We start from the raw sequence: 26,627 nt of genomic DNA, 5'->3' as shown, positions 1-26,627 counted from the left end.
CTCGATTGGCAGGTGGACGGTCACACAGGCTCCAGGGCTCGAGCGAAACTGTCAGACCCCCACCCTAGACTCGGGCCCGTGACTTCCTCAGACGTGAAGCGGCTCCTGCTCATCGACGGTCACTCGATGGCCTACCGCGCGTTCTACGCCCTGCCCGCCGAGAACTTCGTGACGAAGACGGGCCAGGTCACGAACGCCGTGTACGGGTTCACGTCCATGTTGATCAACATCCTGCGCGACGAGAAGCCCACGCACGTCGCCGTGGCGTTCGACGTGTCGCGCAAGACCTTCCGCTCCGAGCAGTACCCCGAGTACAAGGCGGGCCGCTCCAAGACGCCGGACGAGTTCCGCAGCCAGGTCTCCCTGATCCAGGACGTGCTGGCCACGCTGCGCATCCCGACGATGGAGAAGGAGAACTACGAGGCGGACGACATCATCGCGACCCTGACCACCCAGGCGGTGGCCCAGGGCTTCGAGGTGCAGATCGTCACCGGCGACCGCGACGCCTTCCAGCTCGTCAACGACCGGGTGACGGTGCTGTACCCGGTCAAGGGCGTCTCGGAGATGGGCCGGTTCACGCCCGCGTACGTCGAGGAGAAGCACGGCGTGCGGCCCGACCAGTACGCCGACTACGCGGCGGTGCGCGGCGACTCCTCGGACAACCTGCCGAACACGCCGGGCGTGGGCCCGAAGACGATCATCAAGCTGCTCAACCAGTTCGGCGGGCTCAACGAGCTGGTCGACCACATCGACGAGGTGCCGGGCAAGGTCGGCGAGGCGCTGCGCGGCAACCTGGCGAACATCATCATGAACCGCCAGCTCACCGAGCTGATCAAGGACGTCGAGCTGCCCTACACGATCGACGGCCTCGAGGCCCAGGCGTGGGACCGCGACGCCGTGCACGCGCTGTTCGACGAGCTCGAGTTCCGGGTGCTGCGCGACCGCCTCTTCCAGACGCTGACGACCGCGGAGCCGGAGGCCGAGGAGGGCTTCGAGGTCTCCGGCGGCGCGATCCCCGCGGGCGCGCTGGGCAAGTGGCTGGACGACAACGCCCGTTCCACGCGCGTCGGCGTGGCGCTGCGCATCACGAACGACCTGGAGGGCGTCGCGCTGTGCACCGCCGACGGTGAGGGCGGGTACATCGACGTCACGCAGCTCAACGAGGCCGACGAGCAGGCGCTGGCCGCGTGGCTCGCGGACGAGGGCGTCGCCAAGGCGGGCCACGACCTGAAGCTGCCGCTGCGCCGCGTGCGCGCTCGCGGGTGGAAGCTGCGCGGCCTGACCTCGGACACCGCCCTGGCCGCCTACCTGGTGCGGCCGGGCCAGCGCTCGTTCGCCCTGGACGACCTGGCGCTGCGCTACCTCAAGCGCGAGCTGCGGGCGGAGGAGTCCGGCGACGGTCAGCTGTCACTGCTCTCCGACGAGTCCGAGGAAGCGCAGAAGATCGCCACCGGCGCGATCCTGCGCGCGCGTGCCGTGGCCGAGCTCGCCGACCGCCTCGACACCGAGCTGGTGACGATCGGCGGCGCCGACCTGCTCGCGAACCTCGAGCTGCCGCTGATGAACGTGCTCGACGAGGTGGAGGCCATCGGGATCGCCATCGACGTCGAGCACCTGTCCGAGCTGGAGGCGCACTTCGCCGCGGGCGTGAAGCAGGCCGCGCAGGACGCGTACTCGGTGATCGGCAAGGAGATCAACCTCGGCAGCCCGAAGCAGCTGCAGGCGGTCCTCTTCGACGAGCTGAAGATGCCGAAGACGAAGAAGACCAAGACCGGCTACACCACCGACGCCGACGCGCTGCAGAACCTCTACGAGCAGACCGAGCACCCGTTCCTGCAGCACCTGCTCGCGCACCGCGACGTCACCCGCCTGAAGTCCACTGTGGACGGCCTGCTGAAGTCGGTGGCCGACGACGGCCGCATCCACACGACGTTCCACCAGACGATCGCCGCCACGGGCCGGCTGTCCTCGACCGACCCGAACCTGCAGAACATCCCGATCCGCACGGACGAGGGCCGCCGCATCCGGCAGGCGTTCGTCGTCGGCGATGGCTACGCGGAGCTGATGACCGCGGACTACAGCCAGATCGAGATGCGCATCATGGCCACGCTGTCCGGCGACGAGGGCCTGATCGCGGCGTTCAACAGCGGCGAGGACCTGCACACCTACGTGGCCTCGCAGGCGTTCTCGATCCCCACCTCCGAGGTGACGGGCGAGATGCGCCGGCGCATCAAGGCGATGTCGTACGGTCTCGCGTACGGCCTGTCGGTGTTCGGCCTGTCGCAGCAGCTCCGCATCCCGACCGAAGAGGCCCGCGAGCAGATGGAGGCCTACTTCTCCCGCTTCGGCGGCGTCCGCGACTACCTCAACGAGATCGTCGAGAAGGCCCGCAAGGACGGCTACACCGAGACGGTCCTCGGCCGCCGCCGCTACCTGCCGGACCTCACCTCCGACAACCGCCAGCGGCGCGAGATGGCCGAGCGCATGGCGCTCAACGCCCCGATCCAGGGCAGCGCCGCCGACATCATCAAGGTGGCCATGCTCGGCGTCTTCCGCGCACTGGAGTCGTCCGGCCTGCGCTCGCGCATGCTGCTGCAGGTCCACGACGAACTGGTCCTGGAAGTCGCCGAGGGCGAGCGCGAGGCCGTGGAGGCCCTCGTGCGCGACCAGATGGGCAACGCCTACCCGCTGCGGGTGCCGCTGGAGGTCTCGGTCGGCGTCGGCCGCTCCTGGGACGACGCGGCTCACTAGCGCGAGCCACCGCCGCCGCCCGTCCGCGCCTCGGTGTGGACGGGCGGTGGAGTGTTCGTGCGGCGGTGTTCGTGCGGCGGTGCTCGTGCGGCGGTGATCATGAGGTGTGGCCGCAGGGTGACGGGGTCACGCCGTTGGCGTGCAGCTCGCAGCGCTCGGCCGGATGCCGCCGCCAGCCGGCCCAGCCCTCGTTGGAGGAGCACGCGTGGTGTCGCCCGTGTACGGGCAGCGGGCACGCGGGCGCGCATCGGTGGCGCGAGCGGCGGATGTCCGGCGGTGTGGCAAGCCGGGTGAACCGCGCCTGCCGCTGCAAGTCGGTTCGGCCTGATTGCAGGTCAACGCATTTGTTGATCTTCTTGGCGTCTTCAACGGCAGCCGGCGCGACGGCAGCCGGCACTCCGCACGTCGTGGCGCCGCCCATCCACGGCCAGCGGGTGCGCGGGCAAGCCGGATGAACCGGGCCTGCCGAGACGTACGTGTTGTAGGTGTCCGCACCGTGAGGGGGACCCCGAAATGTCGTACCACGTTGGGCTCGACCTCGGATCCGCAGGCAGCACGGCCGCCACCGCCCGCGGCGTCACCACCAGCAGCCGGCGCCGCCGGCACTCGACGGCCAGGGAGCTCGTCGACGTCTGCGAGGACCTCGCCGCCCGGCACGGGGAGCCGCCGGGCAGGGTCGCGCTGACGCATCCTCTGAGCTGGTCGCACGAACAGCTCGATCAGCTCCGCGCCGAGCTGATCGAGGCGGGGCGCGCGGACGTGGTGTTCGTGCCCGCGCCACACGCCGCCGCCATCGCGTTCGACGCGGACGCGCGGATGCCGGAGCACGGCACGGTCGCGGTGGTCGACTTCGGTGCCACCGGCTGCGAGGTCGCCGTGCTGCGCAAGCAGGGCGTGTTCCTGCCGGCCGGGTGGGCGGAACGGGTCGACGGCGGTGGTTTCCACCTCGACGACCTGGTCGCGGAGCACGTCATCGACCGGATCCGCACGCACAGCCCGGAGCTCGTGCGGAGCTGCGTCGAGGCGAAGGAGCTGCTCGGCAGCTACCCGGAGGTGCGGATCCCGTACATCGCGACGAGCGGGGAGGCGCGCGAGTTCCGGCTCAGCCGGCTGCGGTTCGAGGCGATCATCCGGCCGGTGGTCGAGCACGCCGTCGACGCGCTGGAACGGGTGGTGTCCGGCGCGGGCCTGCCGGACGTCGTGCTGCTCGTCGGTGGGTCGGCGCGGATTCCGCTGGTGGCCAGGGAGATCTCGGCCCGCCTGGGGATCCCGGTGCTGCGGGCGCCCGACGGCGCCGCGGCGACGGGTGCGCTCCTCGAAGCCGAGCAGCTCGAACCCCGGTCGGCCGGCGAGCCCACCGTTCAGGTCCCGCTGCCGCGCGAGCAGGGCGAGGAGCCGAAGCGGCGCCTTCCGGCCACGCCGTTCGTCGCGGCGGGGATGCTCGTCGTGGCGCTCGCGGCCGGATGGGCCGCGCACGAGGCGGTGAACCGGCCCCAGGTCGTGATGGAGCCGGCGAGCGTGGAGCTCCGGCCGCCGGGGACGGCGGAACTGCCTCGCCTCACCGGGTGAGCGCGCGGATCTCCGCCAGCGTCCTGTCGATCTCCTCCGGCGTGTTGAGGATCGACGTGCCGGCCCGCGCGTACGGGATCCGGTAGGCGGCCGTGGTGATCTGGATGCGCTTCGGCTCCAGCCGCGCCACGACCTCGTCGCCGGCGAGCCCGGTGACGTCGAAGCACACCAGGCCCGCGGAGGCCGCGGGGTCGCGGGGCGTGTGGACGACGACACCGGGGGTCTCGGCGAGGCCGTCCTTGAAGCGCGTGGCCAGCTCCGTGATCCGGCCGGCCACCCGGCCCCTGCCGAGGCGCTGGTGGAACCGCACCGCCGCCTGCACCGCGAAGTGGTGCTCGAACGCGTGGAAGCCGCCGGGACCGAGCAACGCCGTCTCGCTGCGGTTGTCGAAGCTCGGCAGCAGCGGCGCGAGCTGGTCGCTCACCTCGGGGTTCACCCACACCATGCCGGTGCCGCGTGGCCCGAACAGCCACTTGTGCGTGCCGGCCACGAAGACGTCCGCGCCCAGGCGCGCCGCGTCGTCGTCGACCGCCGCCAGGCCGTGCACGCCGTCGACGACGAGGAGGCAACGGTCCTGCGGTGTGCGGCCTCTGTTGGCTTCCGCGACGACCTGAGCGCACGACCGCACCGGCATCTTCACGCCAGTGCTCGACTGCACCCACGTGATGCCGACGGCACGAGTCTGCGGCGTGATCGCGTTGCGCAGCCGTGTCGCCACCTCGTCCTCGGTGACCTTCGCGGAGTTCTCGAAGAGCGTGCCGATCCTGACCTCCGCACCGGCCCGTCGTGCCGCGAGCTCGGCCGACTGCCGGTGCCACGCGTGGTCCTGGTCGCTGAGCAGCACCTGCTGGCCCGCGCGGAGCTTCAGGCCGCCGTAGACGATCGACAACCCGACCGTCGTGTTCGGCACGAACGCGACGTCGTCCGGCGCGCCGCCGACGTACTGCCCGAGCGCGACGGCGACGGCCTGCCGTTCCTCCGGCATCAGGTCGTGCGAGTTGGCGTCGAGCCTGCGCTTGAACTCCTCGACCGCGGCGCGCACCTCGTGCGGGTTCGACGCGAGGTAGAACAGCCCCAGGTTGGTCAGCGCCGGGTCCAGCCGGAACTCGCGGCGCACGGCACCCCAGTCCAGCCCTTGCGCGGCCGACGCGGCGGTCGGCGTGACGGCGAGCAGCCCGGCTCCGACGAGGAAGTCACGACGGTCCATGCCGTCATTGGACAGCGATTCCCCCTCCGGGGCGAACGGCACGCCGGCGCGAGGTCACGACCTGGCCGTCACCTGGACGTCGCGAGCCGTCAGCTCGGCGCCGCAGCCGGTGCACTCCACCTTCGCGCGCACACCGCCGCCGCAGTCGCGGTGGTGCAGGTGGAACGACTCGTCCTCCTCGGGGGCCATCCACTTCTCGCCCCACGTGCGCAGCGCCATCAGCACCGGGTACAGGTCCCGGCCCTTGGTGGTGAGGCGGTACTCGTACCGCGTCCGGCCGTCCTGCTGGTACGGCACGCGCTTGAGCACCTCTTCCTGCAGCAGCACGTTGAGGCGGTCCGTCAGCACGCTGCGCGAGATGTCCATCGTCGACTGGAAGTCCTCGAAGCGGCGGGTCCCCAGGAAGACCTGGCGGAGCAGCAGCAGCGTCCAGCGCTCGCCCAGCAGCGCGGCGGGGCGGCTCAGGGTGCAGGGGAGGCTGGCGAAGTCCGCGTACGACATGGCTCCAGGATATCCCTTGCGTTCGTTTTTCGAACTCAGCTACAGTTCGGATTCCGAACTCAGGGGGTCCTGATGCGCGTCACCGAGCTTGACCGCGACACCGCGCCAGAAGCTGTCGACGCGGTGTTCGAAGGACTGTCCGCGCGGAGCCGCTACCTGCGGTTCCACTCACCGACGCCGCGGCTGACCGGGTCCGCCCGCCGGGCGCTGGCCGACGTGGACGGCAAGCGCCACGCGGCCGTGTGCGCCCGGATCGGCGGCGACCCCGTCGGGATCGCGCGGATGATCAAGACGAGCGAGTGCGACGCGGAGATCGCGGTCGCGGTGGTGGACCTGTGGCAGCGCCACGGTGTCGGCCGCCGGCTGCTGGAGGAGCTGACCGCGGTCGCCGCCCGGCTGGGCGTCGCGCGGCTGCACGGCGACGTGCTGCCGGACAACCGGGCCATGCTCGCCCTCGTGCGCCAGGTGCTGCCCGGCGTCAGGCTGACCAGGGAGGCCGACACCGTGCAACTGAGCTACCCGCTCGCCTGGGCGACCGCCGGGATCACCGACGCCGACCTCGTCGGCAGCCTCCAGGGGATGTGGAGGTGACCGGCCGTTCACGGTTGACCGCCGGCTCGAAAAACCCCGGGATGAGCGGCACGCGGAACTTTCGACCGGACCAAAACTTCACACCGTCTTGCTACGGTGACCGGCATGAAATCGTGGGGGATGGTGGCGATCGCCGCGGCGGCCATCACGTTCGGCTCGACCCTGGCGATGCCCGACGTCGCGGTGGCGGCCGCCGAGGGCGGAGTGGTCTGCGGCACGTACGAGGCCAACTCCAAGATCACCCGCACTGAGATCCTCGCGCGGTCGCGCACGTGGGTCAGCGCACGGGTGCCCTACAGCCAGAGCGACTGCTTCGGCAACAAGTACGGCGCCTACCGCACGGACTGCTCGGGCTTCGTCTCGATGGCCTGGGGCCTGCGCATCTCCTACACCACGCACATCCTCGAGCAGGTCGCGCACCGCATCGACTGGGAGGACCTCCGCCCCGGCGACGCGCTGAACGACCGCGAGAACCACGTCGCGCTGTTCATCGGCTGGGCCGACGCGGCCAAGACGCGGCCGATCGTGCGCGAGCAGGCCGGTCCCGACGGCAGCAGGCCGGTCCAGCGGGTCTGGAGCGCGAGCACCGCGCGCCGGTACGTGCCGCTGCGCTACAACAACCTGGTCGAGTCCGGCGGCAGCGGTTCGGTCAGCGAGACCCCGGTGACGGACAAGCCGATCGTCAACGCCGGCCCCCAGGTCTCGAACACCGGCCAGCAGCAGCTCGAGGTCTTCGCGCGCGCCGCGGACGGCACGATCATCACGACCTTCCACAAGACGAGCCGCTGGAGCGGCTGGCAGCAGCTCGGGCCCGAGCTCTTCGCCGGCGACCCGGTCGCGCTGGTGAACCCCGAGACGAAGATCGTCGAGGTGTTCGCGCGCGGCACGGACAACCGGGTCTACCGCCGCGTCGACGGCAGGTGGCTCGCGCTCGGCGACACGGTCGTCGCCGGTGAGCCGGTGCTGCGGTGGAACGACCAGACCAAGGCCGTCGAGGTCCTCGCGCGTGGCGCGGACGGCCTGCTGCTGCGCTTCACGGACACGTGGGCGCCGCTCGGCGACCGCCGGATCCAGGGCAACCCGGCCGTCGCCGGTCAGGACGTCTACGCGCGGTCCGCGAACGACGAGCTGGTCAAGTGGGACGGCACCACCTGGCGGGAGCAGGGTGGGCCGAAGGTCGTCAGCGATCCGAGCATCGCCGTCGACCAGGTCTTCGTGCGCACCGCGTCCGGCAGCGTCGAGCAGTACGCGGCGGGCGTCTGGAAGTCGCTCGGCGGCAAGGGCACCGGCGCGCCGTCGGCCGTGTTCAACGCGACGACCGGTTCGATCGACGTCGTCCAGCTCGGGGAGGGCGGGGTCGTCGAGCACTCCCGCGCGACCGGCAGCGGCTGGACCCCGTGGGCCAAGCTCGGCACCACCAAGGTCGCCGAAGCGCCGAACGCGATGTACCACGCGCAGACGAAGACCGTCGAGGTCTTCGCCCGCACCGACGACGGCAAGCTGATCCGCCGCTTCCACAAGGAGAAGGCCGGCTGGAGCCAGTGGGCGCTGCTCGGCGGCCGCGGGATCAGCTGAGTCCCGGCATCGCCTCGGAGAACCGCTCCACGTCCGCACGGGCGTCGGGCGGTTCTTTCGTTCCGGCGACGGCCGACGTGTGAGAACGGGTGCAGGGAGGCGGGGATGGCTCGCAGGCGCTACGCGGTGGTCGGCACGGGGTCGCGGGCGGAGCGGCACGTCCGCGCCATCGCGGTCGAGCACGCGGAGACCTGTGAGCTCGTCGCGTTCGCCGACGTGAACCGCACCCGGATGGACGTCCACAACGAACGGCTCGCCGGCCTGGGGGTCGAGCCGGTCCCCGCGTACGACGCGGCTGGCTTCCGCAGGATGCTCGACGAGCAGCGCGTCGACGTCGTCGTGGTGACGACCGTCGACCGGTTCCACGACACGTACATCGTCGGGGCGCTCGACGCCGGACGCGACGTCGTGACGGAGAAGCCGATGACGACGGACGTGCCGTCGGCGGTCAAGATCCTCGACGCGGTGCAACGCAACGATGGCAACGTCACGGTCACGTTCAACTACCGCTACAACCCGATCCACGAGAAGGTGCGCGCGCTGCTCGCGGACGGTGCTGTCGGCGAGATCGGGTCCGTGCACTTCGAGTGGCTGCTCGACACCCGGCACGGCGCCGACTACTTCCGCCGCTGGCACCGCGACAAAGCCAACTCCGGCGGACTCATGGTCCACAAGGCGACCCACCACTTCGACCTGCTCAACTGGTGGGTCGGCTCGGTGCCGGAAACCGTGTACGCGCACGGCCGGTTGTTCTTCTACGGCGAGGAGAACGGCAAGCGCCATGGCTACTCGCACGACGAGCGGTTCACGATCGACCTGGAGCGCGACGCCTGGCTCAAGAAGCTCTACCTCGACGCACGGCACGAGGACGGCTATCGCCGCGACCAGAACCCGTTCGCTCCGGGCGTGTCCATTGAGGACGACATGTCGGTGCTCGTCCGCTACGCCAGCGGCGCGAACCTGACCTACCACCTCACCGCCTACTCGCCGTGGGAGGGCTACCGGCTGATGGTCAACGGCAGCAGGGGCCGTCTCGAACTCGAAGTCGTCGAGAACTCCTGGGTGTCGGGCCAGCACCCGGCCGTGCACGGCGTGAGCGCCAACCCGGAGCAGGGGTGGGCGACGCTCTCGGTGCAGCGGTTGTTCGAGCGACGGGAGGAGATCCCGCTCGAACACGGCGGGGACGGTCACGGCGGCGCGGACCAGCGCATGGTCGACGCGCTGTACGGACCGGCCGGGCAGCAGGACCCACTGGGCCGCAGGGCGACGCACCGCGACGGCGTGCTCTCGCTGCTGACCGGGTTCGCCGCCAACCGCAGCTTCGAGACCGGGGGGCCGGTGCGCGTCGCCGACCTGATCGACCTGCGCTGAGCGGGGCGGATGCTGTCGCGAACGTGTCTCGGTGGGCGCGGTGCATTGATATTCGCCGCACGTCGGCTGATGCTGGGAACCGCGTCGGTGGCCACCGGTGTGCCCGGGAAGGGTGGGGACGATGCGTGTTGCGCTGGTCGGGGCTCGCGGGCACGGGGCACGGCACGTGCGGAACCTGCTGCGGCTGGGCCACGACGGCGTCGCGACCTTCGTGGGCGTGGTCGACGTGGCGGGCGTCGACGTGCCGGTGCCGTCCTATCCCGACCTGCGCGAGCTGGCCGCGGAGCTCCACCCCGAGGTCGTGGTGGTGTCCTCGCCGCCGTCGACGCACCGCGACCTCGTGCTGTCGGCGTTCGAGCTCGGCTGCGACGTGCTGGTCGAGAAACCCGCGGTGCTGTCGGTCGCCGACTTCGACGAGATCACCGCGGCGGCCGCCGAGCGCGGGCTGGTGTGCCAGGTCGGCTTCCAAACGCAGGGCAAAGGCTCCTACCGGCGGCTCTGCTCGTTGATCGGCTCCGGCGCGTTGGGCGACATCTCGGGCATCGGCGCCGCCGGCCGTTGGGTGCGCACGGACGCGTACTACGAGCGCGCGGAGTGGGCCGGCCGGCAGGGCGAGGACGGAACGCTGGTGAACCCGTTCGCGCACGCGTTGCAGAACGCCCTCCTGCTGGCCGACGTGGAGGAGCGGTCGGACATCGGTGTCGAGCTGGAGCTGTTCCGGTGCCGTGACTCGATCACCGCGGACGACACGGCCTGTGTCCGCGTGACGGCCGATGGCGTGCCGCCGGTCGTGGTCGCCACGACGTTGTGCGCCACGACATCGTTGCCACCGGTCGTTCTGGTGCACGGAACGCTGGGGCAGGCCGTCTGGTGGTACGACGACGACAAGCTGACGGTCAACGATCACCGCATGGCCGTGGCACCGTCCGTCGACCTGCTGGAGAACCTCATCCGGCACCGCCAGACCGGCGAGCCGCTCCTCGCTCCGCTGGCCGCCGCGCGGGCGTTCACGGCGGTCGTCGAGGAGTGCGCCAAGGCGGACGTGCCCCTGCTGCCCGCCCGCCGCGTGGGCGAGCGGGTGGTGCTGGACGGCGTCGACGAGGTCGTCGTGCGCGCGGCCGAGAAGATCGCGACCTTCGAGGAGCTGGGCTGCGGTTTCGGGCGGTAGTCTCCCGCCGAGTCCGCTGTGTTCGGGGGTTTGCGCGTTGGACACCTACATCGACCTGAAGGACGTCCGGCTGACCGGGTGCGCGAGCGTGAGCCTGATCGCCCTGGTCGCCGCGGAGTCGGTCTGGGGCACGATCAACGACTGGCGGGGCGGCTCGTCGTCGTGGAGCTTCCTCGCCATCGTGCTGGTGGTACCCGCGGGCGTGGCGTTCCTGCTCTGGTTCCGCGGCGTCACCCACAACGCCGAGGCGATCGCGCTGCACGGCGTGCGGACGATGTCGCAGGTGTGGAGGGCCAGCGACCCGGTGCAGCGCGAGGTGCCGTTCGAGCAGCGCGTGGCGAGCCCGTTGATCAGGCCGTGGCAGTGGGCGTTCCTCGCGATGGTGCTGAGCGACGTGCTCGAGTCGCTGCTGCTCGACACGCCGCTGTACGTCGTCTTCTCAACGCTGTCGGCGGCGTGTGCGCTGGTGGCGGCCGGTCTGGTGGGCTTGTTGATCTTCCAGGTCTCGCTCATGCAGCAGCGGTTCGCACAACCGCGGCGCGATCCCGGTTGAATTGGCGGCCAGGTGCGGTAGACTCTCTCATCGGTTGCAGTTTTGTGTTCGTGTCATTTCACGCTCGCCGAACTTCAGTTGCGAGCGCTCTCCTTCTCTTCGCGGTGGGAGTGGTCGGCTCACGACCAACCACGGGGCGGCCGTAAAGTGCGGTTCGCTCTTCAGCATTGAAGGAGCAGTAAATGGCTAACGGCACCGTCAAGTGGTTCAACTCGGAAAAGGGCTTCGGCTTCATCGCCCCGGAGGACGGCGGCGCTGACGTCTTCGTCCACTACTCGGCCCTCAACGGCGGCGGCTACCGCAGCCTCGAGGAGAACCAGAAGGTCTCGTTCGACATCACGCAGGGCCAGAAGGGCCCGCAGGCGACGAACGTCACCGCTCTCTGACGTTTGCTTCAGGCGCAGGGCCCCCGGTTGACCTGGGGGCCCTGCGCTTTTGTGTTGTGATCATGGGGTTTTCGTTAGCCTCGGCCCATGCCGTTGCTCGGACCAGCCGATCCGCTGCCGCACGTGCCGCGGCGCGTTCTCGTCGCCGGGAACGCCGGGTCCGGCAAGTCGACGCTCTGCCTGCGCATCGCGCAGCGGCGCGACCTGCGCAGGGTCGAGCTGGACAGCCTCTACTGGGGCCCGGGGTGGACGCCCCGGGCGCAGTTCCGCGCCGACGTCCTGGCGTTCGCCGAAGAGGACCACTGGGTCACCGAGTACCAGTACGCCGCGGTGCGGCCGTTGCTGCTCGCACGGGCGGACATGGTGGTGTGGCTCGATCATCCGTTCACGACGGTCATGAGCCGGCTCGTCGGCCGCACGGTCAGACGGCGCGCGAGCAGGGCGGAGTTGTGGAACGGTAACCAGGAGTCGTCGCTGTGGTCGGTGTTCACCGACCCGGGGCACATCCTGCGGTGGGGCTGGCGGAGCTACCGGCGCAACCGGGCGAGGGTGCTGTCCCTGGTCGACGAGGTCGTGGTCGTGCGGCTGCGCGGGCAGCGGCAGGTGGAGCGGTGGCTGGCGGGGCCGCTGGCCTCGGTCGGGGAGGAGCGTGCCCGGTGAGAACGGCGCTGGTGCTCGGCGGGACCGGCATGCTCGTCGGCTGCGCGCGGCAGCTCGTGACCAGGGGCTGGCACGTGGTGCTGCCGTCGCGGACCCGGCCGCTGATGGCAGACGGCGGACCTGACCGCGCGGCACGGGCGATCTCCCGCGAACACCGGCCGACCTGGGTCAAGGCCGACTGGACCAAGCCGCACGAGCTCGCTGCCGAGGTCGAGTACGAGTTGCAGGGCCACGTGGTCAACCTGCTCGTGGCATGGGTGCACAGCAGCTATCGCGTGAACGTGCTCAACGCCGTGCTGCCCCTTCTGGCAGAAGGCGCACCGGTGGTGGAGGTGCACACGTGCGCGCCGGTACCGGACCCGGTGCTGCCGAACCCCACCCAGCAGGTGCTGCTCGGTCACTTCGCCCACGATGCCGCGCACCGCACGAGCCGTGCGGTGCTGGAGGCCGTCGAACGGGCGTTGGAGGGACGACCGCCTTCTCTGCATCACGAGGACGCCCGTTGAGCGGTCGTTCGACACGTCGGCGCCGCGATGGCGAGGCGCCGGTCAGCGTGCCGACCGCATCCCCCGCACCAGCAGCATGACCGACTCGCGCACCTCCGCCCGCGACCGCTCGGGCTGGAACACCTGCCAGTCCAGCGCGATCACGAGCAGGGTGCCGAACAACGCCGCCGACGCCGTGCCGACCTCGACGCCGTCGGGGAGCCGGCCCGCGTCGGAGAGGCGCTTCATCTGACCGCGCACGATCGACACGATGTCGTCGCGCAGCAGCGAGAGGGTGCCGTGCCACTGGCCCGGCGTCCGCCACAGCTCGGAGACCAGGAGCTGGCCGAACGCCGGGTACTCGGCCCAGAAGCCGAGCATCTCGTCGACCAGGGCCTCCAGCGAGTCCTCGGAGCCCTCGGCGGACCGCAGCCGGCTCGCGAGGATCTCCACGCCGTGTCGCAGCAGGGCCTCGACCAGGGCGTCCTTCGAGGCGAAGTTGTAGTAGATCGTGCCCTTGGCGACACCTGCCTCCGCGGCGATCTCGTCGACCGTCACCGAGGCCGCGCCCCGTTCGCCGACCAGCTTCAACGCCGCGTCGAAGAGCTTCTGCCTGGTCGCCGTCGTCCGCGCGCTCACAGCACGAGCTCCGGCTTCAGCCTCGACGCTGTCCACACCCGCTGCTTGTAGGCCGCCACGGACGTCAAGGCTAGGGCTCCGACCAGCCAGGCGAGAAGGATCAAAGCGTCGCGCTGCACGCTGCCCAGGTCACCGCCGTACATCAGGTGCCGCAGACCGTCGACCGCGTAGCCCATCGGCAGGCCGTAGTGCAGCGGGTACAGCGGCACCGGGATCGTCTGCCACGGGAACGTGCCACCCGCGCTGACCAGCTGCAGGATCAGCAGGACCAGGCCGAGGAACTTGCCCACCGCGCCGAACGCGGCGTTCAGCGCGTGCAGGATCGCCACGAACGTCAGCGACATGAGCACGAGGAACCCGAACGTGCCGAAGGGGTTCGACGGCTCGATGTCCACCACGAACCGCACCACCGAAAACATGACCAGCACCTGCACGACGCCCAGCAGCGCGGCCGGCAACCAGCCGCCCAACGCGACGCGCAACGCCGACTGGCCCGCGGCGAGCGCACGGCGTGAGAGCGGTCGCAGCAGAAGGAACAGCACGAACGCGCCGATCCACGTCGCCAGGCCGAGGAAGAACGGGGCCAGCCCGGCGCCGTACGTGGCGGCCTTCGTCTGGGACAGGCCGCGCACCGCCACCGGATCACCGATCGCCTGGGCCATCGCGGCGCGCGTCGGGTCGTCCGCGTCCGGGATCTTGCCGACGCCACCGGACAGGCCGTCGCGAAGCTGCGCCGACCCGGTCGCGAGCTCGGCGGCGCCGTCGCGCAGCTGCGGCGTGCCCTGCGCCGCCGTGCCGAGGCCGTCGCGGAGCTGCGCGTTGCCGCCGGCGAGCTTCGTCGCGCCGTCGTCGAGCCGGGCGATGCCACCGACCAGGGCCGGCATCTTCGCGGAGAGCTGCTCGGCGCCGTCGGCCACCTGGTCCGCGCCGGTCGCGAGCGCGCGCAGGCCGCCCGCGGCGCCCTGGACCTTGCCGTTGGCGTCGTCGACGGGCTTGCGGACCTGGCCGATCGTGCTCAGCACGCGCTGGACCTGGTCCTCGGTGAACCCCGCCGCGCGCAGGCGGGCCGCGATGTCGCCGTTCGCCTGGTCCAGCACGCCGACCAGCGCCTGCGCCTTCTTCGCGTACTCCTCGGCCTGGGCCGCCGCGGCCTCGTTGCCGGCCGCGACCTGGCGCGCGCCGTCGGCGACCTTCTTCGCGCCCTCGGGCAGCGGGGCGGTCTGGGCGCGGAGCTCGTGCGTGCCGTCCCGCAGCTGGGCCGCGCCGGACGCGGCCGTCGCGGCACCGGTCGAGAGCTGCTGCACGCCCTTGTCGAGCTCGGTCAGCTTGTCGCGCAGCCGGGCGCCGCCGTCCGCGATCCGCGTGGCGCCCTCGACGGCCTTGGTGGTCTCCTGGCGGATCGTGGAGAAGCCCAGCAACAGCCGGTCGGCGGCCTCCCTGGAGACCTTCTCGGTCACCGCGCGGCGCACCTCGGACACGACCTGGTTCGCGATCGTGCTGCCCAGGTAGTTGTTGGCGTCGTTGGTCGTCAGCGTCAGCACGCCCTGGCGCGGCTTCTTCTGCTCGGTGGACGTGAGCGCCTCGGAGAAGTCCTCCGGCAGCGTCAGCGCGAAGATGTACCTGCCCTTGCGCACGCCCTCGTCGGCGTCGGCGGCGCTCGGCACGACCTGCCAGTTGAACTTCTTGCCGGTGAGCAGCTCGTCCGAGACCTCCCGGCCGGCGTTGAGGTCCGGCTTCCCGCTCTGCGGGGCGCCCCTGTCCTGCACGACCAGCGCGGCGGGCACCTGGTCGAGGTTCGCGTACGGGTCCTTGTTGGCGTACAGGTACAGCGACGCGTACAGCAGCGGAACCAGCGCCAGAGCCAGGACGGCGAGCTTGGGGAGCCTGCCGGAGGTGATCCGGCGCAGTTCGTTGAAAGCCATGCGCAGGGCGCTCATGCGGTGATCTCCATCTTGGTGTCGTCGTCCTCACCAAGGCGCGCGTGCGGGAGGCCGAGGATGCGGGCGGAGGAGTTCGAGCACAGGACGACCACGGCCCGTTCGGGCGTCACGTGGGTATGCGCCAGGTCGAACCACTCGTGCGGGTCGGGGTGGTAGCGGTCGGGGCTGTCGAGGACGAGCGCCGTGACGCCGGGGCGCGCGGCCGCCAGTTCGAGCAGGACGGCGCAGCGCGTCCCGGCCGGCACCTGCTCGAACCGCTTGGCCGCGTGCTCGTCGGCGGCGTGCTCCACCAACCAGTCGTGGACCGCCTTCTTGCCGGAGGGCATGCCGTTCATCGCGAGCTCCTCGCCGACGACCGCGGCCAGGCTCAGCGCCTCCTCCGGCTCGGTCACCCCGGGGGCGTCGACCAGCACGACCCGCCGGCGCAACGTCCACGCGTCCGGCGACACCGTGCCCGTCGAGAGCTTCATGCGACCGGACAGCGCCAGGCCCAGCGCCGTGTGACCGGAGCCGGGCTCGCCCGCGACCAGCGTCAGCTCGCCCGGCTTCACGACCAGCGAAGTCGGGCGCAGCAGGGGACCATGTGCGCCGTCGACGCCTGCGCGCTGCGCGTGGATCTCCACGGCCTTTACCTCCCGTTTAAACTGACCGGTCAGTACAAATTCTTGCGCAGACTTCGGCCGTCGGCAACTCGGGCAGAGCTCACCTGAGGGCGGAAGCGGGGCGTACTTCCCAGACGGTCCAGAGCGGGCGGTAGCCCTGACGGGGCCAGAAGACGCTGCTCAACGGGTTCGGCGGGTTGTAGTAGAGGTACGTGCCGACGGCACCCGCCCGGTGCAGCTCCTGGTGGACGTGGGCGACGAGCTGCTGGCCGATACCGGTGCCGCGGGCTCCCGGCAGCACGGAGACGCAGTTCACGTAGCCCCAGCGGCCGCGGGGGAGCCGCACGGCCGCGCTGGTGCCCGGTTCGGACGACACGATCGCGCACTCGGCGAGCGCCACCGCGATGCCGTCGCGTTCGGCGAGCCAGATGGGGCTCGCGTTGGCCAGGCGATCGGCGAGCGCCCGTCGTTTGACCGCCGCCGCTTCCGGGCGGACGACGGTGGAGCCGACGTGCGACGAGTACTCCAGCTCCGCCAGCGACAGCTCCAGCACGGTCTCGAGGTCGTGCGGGGTGGCGCGGCGGATCGTGAGCGTGCGGGGCACGTTCGCGTTCGGCGCGCGAAGCCGGACGCCGAGCACGGACAGCGGCACCAGGCCGTGATCGAGGAACGCGCGCGCGGCCTTCGTGTCACGGCTCGGCCAATGCACGACGCACGCCGTGTCTTCACCTATCTCTTGCGTGTCGAGATGCGCGCGCCACCGCGCGAGGAGCGCGTCCATGCCTTGTGTGGTGCCCACGAGGGGCAGCAGCTCCCACACCTCCGCGGCTGACCACAGCCGTGTGATCGTGTGGGGCTCGAAGCTCTGATGGCTGATGACCCCGGCGACGCGTGTGCCGTCCGCGAGCGCCGCCGTGATGACGTGACCGCCCGCCGGCGGTTCGACGGCGGGCGGGAGCAACGGGTCCAGTGCCGCGAAACGAGCTGACTGGGCCGCCACGAGTCCGCGTGCCGAGGTCATGAGCAGGAAGATTACGACGTCAGGCGGGTGCGGAAGATCGCGGTGCCGGGGAAGAGCTTGCCGCGCAGCGGGCTCCACTGGCCCCAGACCCGGTCGTGCCCCCGCGGCCACTCCGGCTCGACCAGGTCTTCGAGGACGAACCCGGTGCTCGTGAGCGCGCGGACGTAGTCGCCGAGCGTGCGGTGGTGCTCGACGTAGGTGGCCTGGCCGTCGCCGTCGACCTCCACGTAGGGCGTGCGGTCGAAGTACGACTGGGTGACCGTGAGCCCGAGCGGGCCGGGGTCGTCCGGGAAGATCCAGCGCATCGGGTGGTTGACCGCGAAGACCCACCTCGCGCCCGGCTTGAGCACGCGGGCGAGCTCGCTGAAGACCTCCCGGACGTCCGCCACGAACGGCACCGCGCCGAACGCCGAGCAGGCGGCGTCGAAGGCGTCGTCGCGGAACGGCAGCTGGTCGGCGCTGGCCTGGACGAGCGGGACCGCGACGCCGGTCTTGGCGTTGTTCTCGCGGGCGTGGCGGAGCATGCCCGCGGAGATGTCGAACGCGGTGACGTCCGCGCCGTTGGCCTTGAGCCAGCGGGCGCACGGGGCGCTGCCGCAGCCGACCTCGAGGACGCTGCGGCCGGCGACCTCGCCCAGGAAGCGGCTCTGCTCCTCGCGCAGGCCCTCCGGGCACCAGACGAAGTCCGCCGCGCCCAGGAAGTCGCCGTGGGTGTCGTGGTAGTCGTCGGCGTCCGCGTCCCACCAGATGCGGTTCGCCAGGCGCGACTCGGCGGCGTCCGCACCCCGCTTGACGATGCCGGCCGTGCCGAGCGCTTGTTCCGCGCTCGCGTGCTGGTTGGACACACTGCTCCTTCACGAGGGGGCTGGTTTGCTTGCGGCTCCGGCGGCCGCGTACGATATCGCGTGCGTAGTGGGTTAGTCCTGCCCATGATCCAGAATGCTCGGGATTCCAGGTCGCTGCGACGCTGCGCGCGCACCACTACCCAGCCATCACTGCCAATCCGTACCGGAGCCACCTACCTAATGTCCACCGACACCACCACCGCCCCCGTTGCCGCTGCGCCGAAGCAGGTCGCGATCAACGACATCGGGACGGAGGAGGACTTCCTCGCTGCTATCGACAAGACGATCAAGTACTTCAACGACGGCGACATCGTTGAGGGAACCATCGTCAAGGTCGACCGGGACGAGGTCCTGCTCGACATCGGCTACAAGACCGAGGGCGTCATCCCCTCGCGCGAACTGTCGATCAAGCACGACGTCGACCCCAACGAGGTTGTCTCCGTCGGTGACGAGGTCGAGGCTCTTGTTCTCCAGAAGGAGGACAAGGAAGGCCGCCTGATCCTCTCCAAGAAGCGCGCCCAGTACGAGCGCGCGTGGGGCACCATCGAGGCCCTCAAGGAGAAGGACGAGCCCGTCAAGGGCACCGTCATCGAGGTCGTCAAGGGTGGTCTCATCCTCGACATCGGCCTCCGCGGCTTCCTCCCCGCCTCGCTCGTCGAGATGCGTCGCGTCCGCGACCTCCAGCCGTACGTCGGCCGCGAGCTCGAGGCGAAGATCATCGAGCTGGACAAGAACCGCAACAACGTGGTCCTGTCCCGCCGCGCGTGGCTCGAGCAGACCCAGTCCGAGGTCCGCAGCGAGTTCCTCAACCAGCTGCAGAAGGGCCAGGTCCGCAAGGGCGTCGTGTCCTCGATCGTCAACTTCGGTGCCTTCGTGGACCTGGGTGGCGTCGACGGTCTCGTCCACGTCTCGGAGCTGTCCTGGAAGCACATCGACCACCCGTCCGAGGTCGTCGAGGTCGGCCAGGAGGTCACGGTCGAGGTCCTCGACGTCGACATGGAGCGCGAGCGCGTCTCCCTGTCGCTGAAGGCGACCCAGGAAGACCCGTGGCGCCAGTTCGCCCGCACCCACGCGATCGGTCAGATCGTGCCGGGCAAGGTCACCAAGCTGGTTCCGTTCGGTGCGTTCGTCCGCGTGGACGAGGGCATCGAGGGCCTGGTCCACATCTCCGAGCTGGCCGAGCGCCACGTCGAGATCCCGGAGCAGGTCGTCCAGGTCGGCGACGACGTCATGGTCAAGGTCATCGACATCGACCTCGACCGTCGCCGCATCTCGCTCTCGCTCAAGCAGGCCAACGAGGGCTTCACGGTCGACACCGAGTTCGACCCGACCCAGTACGGCATGGCCGCCGAGTACGACGACCAGGGCAACTACATCTACCCCGAGGGCTTCGACCCGGAGACCCAGGAGTGGCAGGACGGCTTCGACAAGCAGCGTGAGGAGTGGGAGCGCCAGTACGCCGAGGCGCACACTCGTTACGAGGCCCACATGAAGCAGATCCGCAAGGCCGCCGAGGCCGAGGAAGAGGCGACGGCCGAGGGTGCGGGCAACTACACCTCGGGCGGCGACGCTCCTTCCGCCTCGACGGGCGCGCCGGCCCAGTCCGGTGGCACGCTCGCTTCGGACGAGCAGCTCGCGGCGCTCCGCGAGAAGCTGTCGGGCGGCATGTGAGTCGCTGACGCTCCTTCGGGTAGCTGACTGACGAAGGCCCCCGCACCTCATCGGTGCGGGGGCCTTCGTCGTGCGCGCCGGGTCGCGGTCCCGGTCGCGGGGCAGGTGCGCTTGCGGGAGCGCCTCGATCCGTTCACTCTGTGGTGGAGGGCCGAGCCCGTCTTGTAGGTTGGCAAACCTATGCGTGGGAACAAGTTCTTCGTGGCGCTGAGCGCGGTTGCGTTGACGGCCGGCTCGGCCTGCTCGGCGGCGGTGCCGCAGCCGCAGGCGCCGCCGCCGCAGATTCCGAAGATCACTCCGCACACCACGGCGTCGAAGGTCCCGGTGATGGTCGACCGGCCGTTGCCGGACGACTGCGAGCTCGTGGTGCCCGTCGACACGATGAACGCCGTGGTGGGGCAGGAGGTCCCGGGGGAGCCGCGGATCATCATCGGCGTCAAGGAGCCGGGGATCGGCCGCACGGGCAAGATCGACTGCTACTACGGCATCCCCGAGAAGAAGAACCTGCCGGACGCGAAGATCGTCATCGGGCTCGCCACGTACACGGACGAGGCGACGGCTCGGACGCGGGTCGCCGAGAGCGTCGAGGCCGAGCGGCAGGCGGGGTCGAAGATCACCGAGGTCGACGTCGGCAAGCAGAAGGGCACGCTGGTCGAGGGCAAGGACGAGCAGCTGCTCGTCGGCTCGCTCGGCAAGTCGACGTTCGTGGTGCGCAACCGGCACAACTTCATCCCCCAGGCCCGGCTCATCGCGATCCTCCCGGTGCTCGCGCAGCACTCGATGACGCCGCCGGTCTAGCGGTGCCGCTCCGGCGGGCGGCACCGGCCCGGTTAACCTGACCGGCATGCTCAGGGTGGGGTTGACCGGCGGGATCGGGTCGGGCAAGTCGACGGTCGCGCGGCTGTTCGCGGCGAACGGCGCCGTCGTCATCGACGCGGACAAGCTCGCGCGCGAGGTGCTGGAGCCCGGCACGGAAGGGCTCGCGGAGGTCGTGCGGGCCTTCGGCGAGGACGTCCTGCACGAGGACGGCACGGTGAACCGGGCGGCGCTGGCGGCCAAGGCGTTCGCGACCGAGGAGGCCCGGCAGACGCTCAACGGGATCACGCACCCCCGCATCGGGGCGCTCACCGGGCAGCGGATGGCGGAGGCGGCCGAGGACGCGATCGTCGTGCACGACATCCCGCTGCTGGTCGAGAGGGACATCGCGGCGGCCTACCACCTCGTGGTCGTGGTGTACGCGGACCCGGCCACGCGGCTGGAGCGGCTCGTCACGAGCCGGGGCATGGACCGGCAGGACGCCGAGAACCGGATCGCCGCGCAGGCCACGGACGAGCAGCGCCGGGCTGTCGCGGACGTGTGGCTCGACAACTCGGGCGAGGTCCCGGACGTCACGGCGTTGTGGGACCGGCTGGTGGTTTTCGAGGAGAACGTGCGCACGCGGACCTATGCGTCCGGGCCACCGGTCATCGTGCCGTACGACGAGAGCTGGCCCGCCCAGGCGTGGCGGATCGCGCGGCGGATCAGCGCGGCGGCCGGTGGGCGGCACGTCGAGCACATCGGCTCGACGGCCGTGCCCGGTCTCGCGGCCAAGGACGTCCTCGACTTCCAGCTCGCCGTCGAGGACATGGAGACGGCCGACTCGTTGCGGGAGGTGCTGGCCCAGGCCGGCTTCCCGTACGTGGGGCCGTACCTGGACACGCCGCGCGGCGAGGGCGACTGGAGCAAGCGGCTGCACGCCGGTGCCGATCCGGGGCGGGGGGTGAACCTGCACCTGCGGGTCGGGGGTGCGCCGAACTGGCGGTGGGCGGTCGACTTCCGCGACTGGCTGCGGCACGACGCCGAGGCCCGCGAGGAGTACGCCGCGCTCAAGCTGGAGCTGTCCCGGCGGTTCGCGGCGGACACCGGTTCCGCCGCCTACGGCGAGGCGAAGGAGCCGTGGATGGCGGCGGCCGTCGAGCGGGTCGAGGCCTACAGGGGCGGCCAGGAGTCGTAGATGCCGTGCCACGTCAGCCACGACGTCAGGTTGTGGTTGACGTTGCTCAGCTCTTCGAGGGCGCGGTGGACGGTGCGCAGCGCCTGGTCGGCGTCACCCGGCAGCAGCACCCGGCCCGCGACGGCGGCGGCGAACTCCTCGGTGCGCACGATGCGGGGCGTGGCGCCGCCGGGAACCGCGAGGCCGAGCAGCAGGTCCGTGGTGTGCCAGTGCCGGTGGTCGTGCTCGACCCGCACCGCGGACAGGATGCTCGGGCCGCTGCGGGAATGCCGGGAACGGGCGCGGTAGGTCGTGAGGCGCAGGCCCGGCTCGGGCATCAGCCAGGTGACCTCGGAGTCGGAAAAGGGGTCTTCCGGGGTGGGATGCTCGATTCGCAGACCCCACCGTTCGACATGACACGAACTGAGTGTCCGCGTGCCACCGGACGAATATGCACGCACGCCCGAAATGGTGTCGACGACATCGACCAGCTGAGGTGTAGTGACCGCTCCCACGGCGCCGAGGGTAGTCAAATAACTGCTCCCAGTTACACGCCGGACTGATTTGTTACGTCACGGTCAGGTGACGACTACACTCTGTGTATCAACGCCAGGTGGTAGGGCAACCCGAATAGGCGAGCCATCTCACCACATCGTGACCGTGCGCTGAAATTCCGGACACCGCCGAGTAGGTGTTTTCCAACGCCCATTGCGCGCGTTCCGGAGAGATCAACCCGTGCTGGACCGCGGAGATCAGCTCGTCGGTGTCCAGCACGCTGACGCTGCGACCCGTTCGCACGATCAGGTCGAGGTAGAGGTCGGTCGTACGCCATACGCTGCCGATCGCGGAGATCTCCACGACGTCGACGTAGAAGTCGAAGTCGAGCCGGTGGCCGGGGTGCCAGGACTGGCGGGTGACCCGGAGGCCGAGCTTCGGCAGGAACCAGCTCTCGAAGTGGCTGATCTTCGGATGTCCCGCGAGCGGCCGGAACATGTAGAGGCCCGCCGGGGTGAGCCGGAACTCGTCGACGCTCCTCAGGTATCCCTTCGGATCGGTGTTGCTCTTGGCGTCCAGGTCGAAGTACTCGATCTTCGGCGGATGGATGTGTGCCACGTCCGCGATACTGCCACCGCCGGGCCGTCCGGCCACTTAGGATTCCGCGCATGTTCGGGATCATCCGCCCCTGTCGCAACAGGATGGGCGCTGAGCTGCGATCCGCGTGGCTCGCCCACCTGTGCGGGATGTGCCTGTCGTTGCGCGACGAGCACGGTCACCTGTCGCGTCTCGTCACCAACTACGACGGTCTGATGATCTCTGCCGCGGTCGAGGCGCAGTCCGCTGTGTCGCGGCGGACGGCGGGCCCGTGCGCGTTGCGCGGCATGAGGTCCGCGGACGTCGCCATCGGCGCGGGTGCGCGGCTGGCGGCCTCCGTGTCGCTCGTGCTGGCGTCGTTGAAGATCGACGATCACGTGGACGACGGCGACGGGCTGGCCGGCCGGATGGGGTGGGCCGGGCGCAGGGTCGCGCAGCGCTGGGCCGCCAAGGGCCTCACCACGGCCTCCGACCTCGGGTTCGACGCCTCGGTGATGGTGGACGCGGTGCGGCGGCAGCCCCTCGTGGAGGCGGCGGCGGGACTCGGCAGCCCGGTGCTCGCGGTGACCGAGCCGACGGAGACCGCGACGGGGTTCGCCGTCGCGCAGACCGCGTTCATCGCCGGGAGGCCGTCGAACGCCGAGCCGTTGCGCGAGGTCGGCCGGTTGTTCGGGCGGGTCGCGCACCTCCTGGACGCCGTGGAGGACCTGGAGGAGGACCGCGCGTCGGGCGCGTGGAACCCGTTGCTCGCCACCGGGACATCCGTCGAGGAGGCGCACCGGCTGTGCCGGGACGCCGTCGCGGGGATCCGGCTCGCGCTGGCCGACGTCGAGTTCACCGACGCCCGGCTGGTGCACAAGCTGCTGGTGCACGAGCTGGAGGAGTCGGTCGTCCGGGTGTTCGGCAAGCGCAGGCGGCACGACCACCCGCCGGGCGAGCCGCGCTGGTCCGATCCCGGCAGCGGGCTGTGGGCCTATCCGCGGCTGAACTGGCAGCCGCGGCCCCGCGGGTGCTTCGCCGGCTGCGGCGCGTTCCTCTACATGTGCGGGACCTGCCAGTTCTGCTGCCGCGACCCGTTCCCGGGTCCGTGGAGCGACAAGCGGCGGGACGGCTGCGACCCCGGCGACTGCGGTCCGAACTGCGATTGCGATTGCAACTGCTGTCCGTGCGACTAGGCTCCTGACCAGGCGCGATCGGAAATTGTCAGACCTCCGGCGTAACGTTGTGCCCGTGGCATTCGCAACCGAGCTTCCGCCAGAGGAGAGCACCGTCAAGGCGCACTCCGAGCACCGCCCTGTCGGCGAGATCGCCCGCACCGACGGCAAGTTCCGCGTGGTCAGCGAGTACCAGCCGGCGGGTGACCAGCCGGCCGCCATCGACGAGCTGGAGCGCCGCGTGCGCTCCGGTGAGCGCGACGTGGTGCTGCTCGGCGCCACCGGCACGGGCAAGTCGGCGACCACGGCGTGGCTGGTCGAGCGGCTGCAGCGCCCGACCCTGGTCATGGCGCCGAACAAGACCCTGGCCGCCCAGCTGGCCAACGAGCTGAAGGAGCTCTTCCCGCACAACGCGGTCGAGTACTTCGTCAGCTACTACGACTACTACCAGCCAGAGGCGTACATCCCGCAGACGGACACGTACATCGAGAAGGACTCCTCGATCAACGAGGACGTCGAGCGGCTGCGCCACTCCGCCACCATGTCGCTGCTGACCCGGCGCGACGTCATCGTGGTCGCCTCGGTCTCGTGCATCTACGGCCTGGGTACGCCCCAGTCGTACCTCGACCGCTCCATCCCGCTGGAGACGGGGGTGGAGGTCGACCGCGACGCGTTCCTGCGCCTGCTGGTCGACGTGCAGTACACCCGCAACGACATGTCGTTCACCCGCGGCTCGTTCCGGGTGCGCGGCGACACGGTCGAGATCATCCCGTCCTACGAGGAGCTCGCCGTCCGCGTCGAGTTCTTCGGCGACGAGATCGACAAGCTGTACTACCTGCACCCCCTGACGGGCGACGTGGTGCGCGAGGTGTCCGAGCTGCGCATCTTCCCGGCGACGCACTACGTGGCGGGCCCGGAGCGCATGGAGCGGGCGATCCGCGACATCGAGGCGGAGCTGGAGACGACGCTGGCCCAGATGGAGCGCCAGGGCAAGCTGCTGGAGGCCCAGCGGCTGCGCATGCGCACGTCCTACGACATCGAGATGATGCGCCAGGTCGGCTTCTGCAACGGCATCGAGAACTACTCGCGGCACATCGACGGCCGTGCCCCCGGCACGGCGCCGGCCACGCTGCTCGACTACTTCCCCGACGACTTCCTGATGGTGATCGACGAGTCGCACGTGACGGTCCCGCAGATCGGCGGCATGTACGAGGGCGACGCCTCTCGCAAGCGCAACCTCGTGGAGCACGGGTTCCGGTTGCCGTCGGCGTTGGACAACAGGCCGCTGACATGGGAGGAGTTCGCCGACCGGATCGGCCAGGTCGTCTACCTGTCGGCCACGCCGGGGTCGTACGAGCTGGGGCAGTCCGGCGGCGAGTTCGTCGAGCAGGTCATCCGCCCGACGGGCCTGGTCGACCCCGAGATCGTGGTGAAGCCGACCGAGGGGCAGATCGACGACCTGGTGCACTCGATCCGCGAGCGCGCCGAGCGGGACGAGCGCGTGCTGGTCACGACGCTGACCAAGAAGATGGCCGAGGACCTCACCGACTACCTGCTGGAGCTGGGCATCCGGGTCCGGTACCTGCACTCCGAGGTCGACACCCTGCGGCGCGTCGAGCTGCTGCGGCAGCTGCGGCTCGGCGAGTTCGACGTGTTGATCGGCATCAACCTGCTGCGGGAGGGTCTCGACCTCCCCGAGGTGTCGCTGGTGGCGATCCTGGACGCCGACAAGGAGGGGTTCCTGCGGTCCGGCACCTCCTTGGTGCAGACGATCGGCCGTGCGGCGCGCAACGTGTCGGGCGAGGTCCACATGTACGCGGACCGGATCACCGACTCGATGCGGCACGCCATCGACGAGACCAACCGGCGCCGGGAGAAGCAGGTCGCCTACAACCTCGAACGGGGCATCGATCCGCAGCCGTTGCGGAAGAAGATCACCGACATCCTCGAGGCCGTGTACTCCGAGGCGGAGGACGAGGTCCCGGTCGGCGGGTCCGGGCGCAACCAGTCGCGGGGCAAGCGGGCCACCGGGGAGAGCGGGCGGTCCTCCGGGGTCGTCGCTGCCCAGGGGCGGGCAGGGATGGCTCGGTCGGAGCTCGCCGACCTGGTGCAGTCGCTGACCGATCAGATGATGAACGCGGCCCGGGATCTGCAGTTCGAGCTCGCGGCCCGGTTGCGGGACGAGATCCAGGACCTCAAGAAGGAGCTGCGGGGAATGGACGCGGCCGGGGTCAGGTGACCTGTTCTGGGTTCGCCGGTGGCGGGATTGCCGGTTGAGTGCGTGGTGCTGTTGCGTTCGCGGTGGCGGCTCGATTCCGCCACCGCCGAGATGCGTGTCGCCGTGGTGCGGAAAAGGCAATCCTCATCCGCGTAAATCGCCCTCTGGGGTGAGATGTCGGCTGACAGCTTCATCCGTGACGCGGGGCCGCCATGATCTCACGGTGGACGTGGACTCCCACCTCGCTGCGGTGGAGCAGGCGCTGATCGCCATGCGGCGCAGCCAGTCACGCCGGGCGCTCGCTGAGCTGGCCGTTCCTGCCTTCGACGTGCTCGACGTCGTGGAGACAGCCGAACGGGCCGGTGTGCAGGCGACGGTTTCCAGCGTGGCTTCGGCTCTGCACGTCGATCAGCCCCGTGCCAGCAAGCTCGTCGCCAGTGCCGTCGACTCCGGGCTGGTGTCGCGGGTGGCGGACAAGGCGGACGGGCGGCGGGTGCTGCTCGTCCGCACACCTCGCGGGCGGGCCACCTCAGCGGAGCTGCACCGGGCTCGGCAGGCGGCTTGTGCCGCCGCCATGGCCGAGTGGAGTGACGAGGAGCGGGCGGTGTTCGCCGAGCTGCTCGGCCGGTTCGTCGCCGTGTTCGGTGCGCGATGAC

The 26,627-nt window shown here is 70.5% G+C and carries 25 protein-coding genes; 16 read left to right on the top strand and 9 right to left on the bottom strand.

What is annotated here, in order from left to right; genetic code table 11:
- The first annotated feature begins 126 nt into the window (after positions 1-126).
- A complete protein-coding gene (gene polA / locus BMW88_RS10230) occupies positions 127-2,751 on the top strand; it encodes a DNA polymerase I (protein WP_245777719.1) in 2,625 nt (874 codons plus the stop codon).
- A 513-nt stretch (positions 2,752-3,264) separates the two neighbouring features.
- A complete protein-coding gene (locus BMW88_RS10225) occupies positions 3,265-4,320 on the top strand; it encodes an Hsp70 family protein (protein WP_143116029.1) in 1,056 nt (351 codons plus the stop codon).
- On the opposite strand, the gene BMW88_RS10220 is transcribed toward BMW88_RS10225, so the two are convergent.
- Together BMW88_RS10220 and BMW88_RS10215 are read right to left on the bottom strand one after the other, a co-directional pair.
- The gene (locus tag BMW88_RS10220; protein WP_089950412.1) at positions 4,310-5,527 is read right to left on the bottom strand and encodes an aminotransferase class V-fold PLP-dependent enzyme; all 1,218 of its coding nucleotides are present in this window, start codon (positions 5,525-5,527) and stop codon (positions 4,310-4,312) included. The two genes, BMW88_RS10225 and BMW88_RS10220, sit on opposite strands and share 11 nt — an antisense overlap.
- A gap of 54 nt (positions 5,528-5,581) precedes the next feature.
- Positions 5,582-6,028, bottom strand: a complete 447-nt coding sequence (locus BMW88_RS10215; protein WP_089950411.1) for a winged helix-turn-helix transcriptional regulator — start codon at positions 6,026-6,028, stop codon at positions 5,582-5,584.
- A 72-nt stretch (positions 6,029-6,100) separates the two neighbouring features.
- Here BMW88_RS10215 and BMW88_RS10210 point away from each other — a divergent pair, with 72 nt between their 5' ends.
- From BMW88_RS10210 to BMW88_RS10175, 8 genes are all read left to right on the top strand, one after another.
- On the top strand, positions 6,101-6,619 hold the full coding sequence (locus BMW88_RS10210) for a GNAT family N-acetyltransferase (RefSeq protein WP_089950410.1): 519 nt from the start codon (positions 6,101-6,103) through the stop codon (positions 6,617-6,619).
- A 105-nt stretch (positions 6,620-6,724) separates the two neighbouring features.
- Positions 6,725-8,194, top strand: a complete 1,470-nt coding sequence (locus tag BMW88_RS10205) for a DUF8189 domain-containing protein (RefSeq protein WP_143116028.1) — start codon at positions 6,725-6,727, stop codon at positions 8,192-8,194.
- A 105-nt stretch (positions 8,195-8,299) separates the two neighbouring features.
- Entirely contained in the window at positions 8,300-9,565 is a 1,266-nt protein-coding gene (locus BMW88_RS10200) for a Gfo/Idh/MocA family protein (protein ID WP_089950408.1), read from the top strand.
- Between the two features lie 121 nt (positions 9,566-9,686).
- A complete protein-coding gene (locus tag BMW88_RS10195) occupies positions 9,687-10,733 on the top strand; it encodes a Gfo/Idh/MocA family protein (protein WP_089950407.1) in 1,047 nt (348 codons plus the stop codon).
- Positions 10,734-10,770: 37 nt separating this feature from the next.
- Positions 10,771-11,286: a hypothetical protein gene (locus BMW88_RS10190; protein WP_089950406.1), complete on the top strand. Its 516-nt coding sequence runs from the start codon at positions 10,771-10,773 to the stop codon at positions 11,284-11,286.
- 182 nt (positions 11,287-11,468) lie between these two features.
- Positions 11,469-11,672: a cold-shock protein gene (locus tag BMW88_RS10185; protein WP_089950405.1), complete on the top strand. Its 204-nt coding sequence runs from the start codon at positions 11,469-11,471 to the stop codon at positions 11,670-11,672.
- Positions 11,673-11,759: 87 nt separating this feature from the next.
- Entirely contained in the window at positions 11,760-12,332 is a 573-nt protein-coding gene (locus BMW88_RS10180) for a P-loop NTPase family protein (RefSeq protein ID WP_089950404.1), read from the top strand.
- Positions 12,329-12,838 carry a Rossmann-fold NAD(P)-binding domain-containing protein gene (locus BMW88_RS10175; protein ID WP_245777686.1) on the top strand — a complete coding sequence of 170 codons (510 nt, stop codon included), beginning with the start codon at positions 12,329-12,331 and terminating at the stop codon, positions 12,836-12,838. The genes BMW88_RS10180 and BMW88_RS10175 overlap by 4 nt, the downstream gene beginning before the upstream one ends.
- A 42-nt stretch (positions 12,839-12,880) precedes the next feature.
- On the opposite strand, the gene BMW88_RS10170 is transcribed toward BMW88_RS10175, so the two are convergent.
- From BMW88_RS10170 to BMW88_RS10150, 5 genes are all read right to left on the bottom strand, one after another.
- On the bottom strand, positions 12,881-13,456 hold the full coding sequence (locus tag BMW88_RS10170) for a TetR/AcrR family transcriptional regulator (protein WP_177221033.1): 576 nt from the start codon (positions 13,454-13,456) through the stop codon (positions 12,881-12,883).
- Complete coding sequence (locus BMW88_RS10165) at positions 13,453-15,393, bottom strand: YhgE/Pip domain-containing protein (RefSeq protein WP_089950402.1); 1,941 nt, start codon at positions 15,391-15,393, stop codon at positions 13,453-13,455. Before BMW88_RS10165 ends, BMW88_RS10170 begins: the two co-directional genes overlap by 4 nt.
- Positions 15,390-16,019 (bottom strand): hypothetical protein, encoded by a 630-nt coding sequence (locus BMW88_RS10160; RefSeq protein WP_089950401.1) that lies wholly within the window; start codon positions 16,017-16,019, stop codon positions 15,390-15,392. Before BMW88_RS10160 ends, BMW88_RS10165 begins: the two co-directional genes overlap by 4 nt.
- A gap of 79 nt (positions 16,020-16,098) precedes the next feature.
- Positions 16,099-17,019 (bottom strand): GNAT family N-acetyltransferase, encoded by a 921-nt coding sequence (locus tag BMW88_RS10155; protein WP_089950400.1) that lies wholly within the window; start codon positions 17,017-17,019, stop codon positions 16,099-16,101.
- A gap of 11 nt (positions 17,020-17,030) precedes the next feature.
- Positions 17,031-17,864, bottom strand: coding sequence for a class I SAM-dependent methyltransferase (locus BMW88_RS10150; RefSeq protein WP_089950399.1), 834 nt, complete (start codon positions 17,862-17,864; stop codon positions 17,031-17,033).
- Positions 17,865-18,044: 180 nt separating this feature from the next.
- Here BMW88_RS10150 and rpsA point away from each other — a divergent pair, with 180 nt between their 5' ends.
- From rpsA to coaE, 3 genes are all read left to right on the top strand, one after another.
- Positions 18,045-19,535 (top strand): 30S ribosomal protein S1, encoded by a 1,491-nt coding sequence (gene rpsA, locus BMW88_RS10145; protein ID WP_089950398.1) that lies wholly within the window; start codon positions 18,045-18,047, stop codon positions 19,533-19,535.
- A gap of 180 nt (positions 19,536-19,715) precedes the next feature.
- Positions 19,716-20,333: a hypothetical protein gene (locus BMW88_RS10140; protein ID WP_089950397.1), complete on the top strand. Its 618-nt coding sequence runs from the start codon at positions 19,716-19,718 to the stop codon at positions 20,331-20,333.
- A gap of 46 nt (positions 20,334-20,379) precedes the next feature.
- On the top strand, positions 20,380-21,528 hold the full coding sequence (gene coaE / locus BMW88_RS10135; protein ID WP_089950396.1) for a dephospho-CoA kinase: 1,149 nt from the start codon (positions 20,380-20,382) through the stop codon (positions 21,526-21,528).
- On the opposite strand, the gene BMW88_RS10130 is transcribed toward coaE, so the two are convergent.
- A complete protein-coding gene (locus BMW88_RS10130) occupies positions 21,504-21,845 on the bottom strand; it encodes a DUF402 domain-containing protein (protein WP_245777685.1) in 342 nt (113 codons plus the stop codon). The genes coaE and BMW88_RS10130 overlap by 25 nt on opposite strands.
- 265 nt (positions 21,846-22,110) lie before the next feature.
- Entirely contained in the window at positions 22,111-22,620 is a 510-nt protein-coding gene (locus BMW88_RS10125) for a ribonuclease FAU-1 family protein (RefSeq protein ID WP_089950668.1), read from the bottom strand.
- Positions 22,621-22,670: 50 nt separating this feature from the next.
- Here BMW88_RS10125 and BMW88_RS10120 point away from each other — a divergent pair, with 50 nt between their 5' ends.
- The 3 genes from BMW88_RS10120 (at position 22,671) to BMW88_RS10110 (ending at position 26,626) form a co-directional block, all read left to right on the top strand.
- Complete coding sequence (locus BMW88_RS10120) at positions 22,671-23,774, top strand: DUF5685 family protein (protein ID WP_089950394.1); 1,104 nt, start codon at positions 22,671-22,673, stop codon at positions 23,772-23,774.
- 55 nt (positions 23,775-23,829) lie between these two features.
- Positions 23,830-25,992: an excinuclease ABC subunit UvrB gene (gene uvrB, locus BMW88_RS10115; RefSeq protein ID WP_089950393.1), complete on the top strand. Its 2,163-nt coding sequence runs from the start codon at positions 23,830-23,832 to the stop codon at positions 25,990-25,992.
- 202 nt (positions 25,993-26,194) lie between these two features.
- Positions 26,195-26,626 carry a MarR family winged helix-turn-helix transcriptional regulator gene (locus BMW88_RS10110; protein ID WP_342714994.1) on the top strand — a complete coding sequence of 144 codons (432 nt, stop codon included), beginning with the start codon at positions 26,195-26,197 and terminating at the stop codon, positions 26,624-26,626.
- Position 26,627 lies beyond the last annotated feature (1 nt).

Source organism: Lentzea xinjiangensis, assembly GCF_900110955.1.
GTDB lineage: Bacteria > Actinomycetota > Actinomycetes > Mycobacteriales > Pseudonocardiaceae > Lentzea > Lentzea xinjiangensis.
Note: the sequence above shows the minus strand (reverse complement) of the source record. Positions and strands in the feature narration are given on the sequence as shown.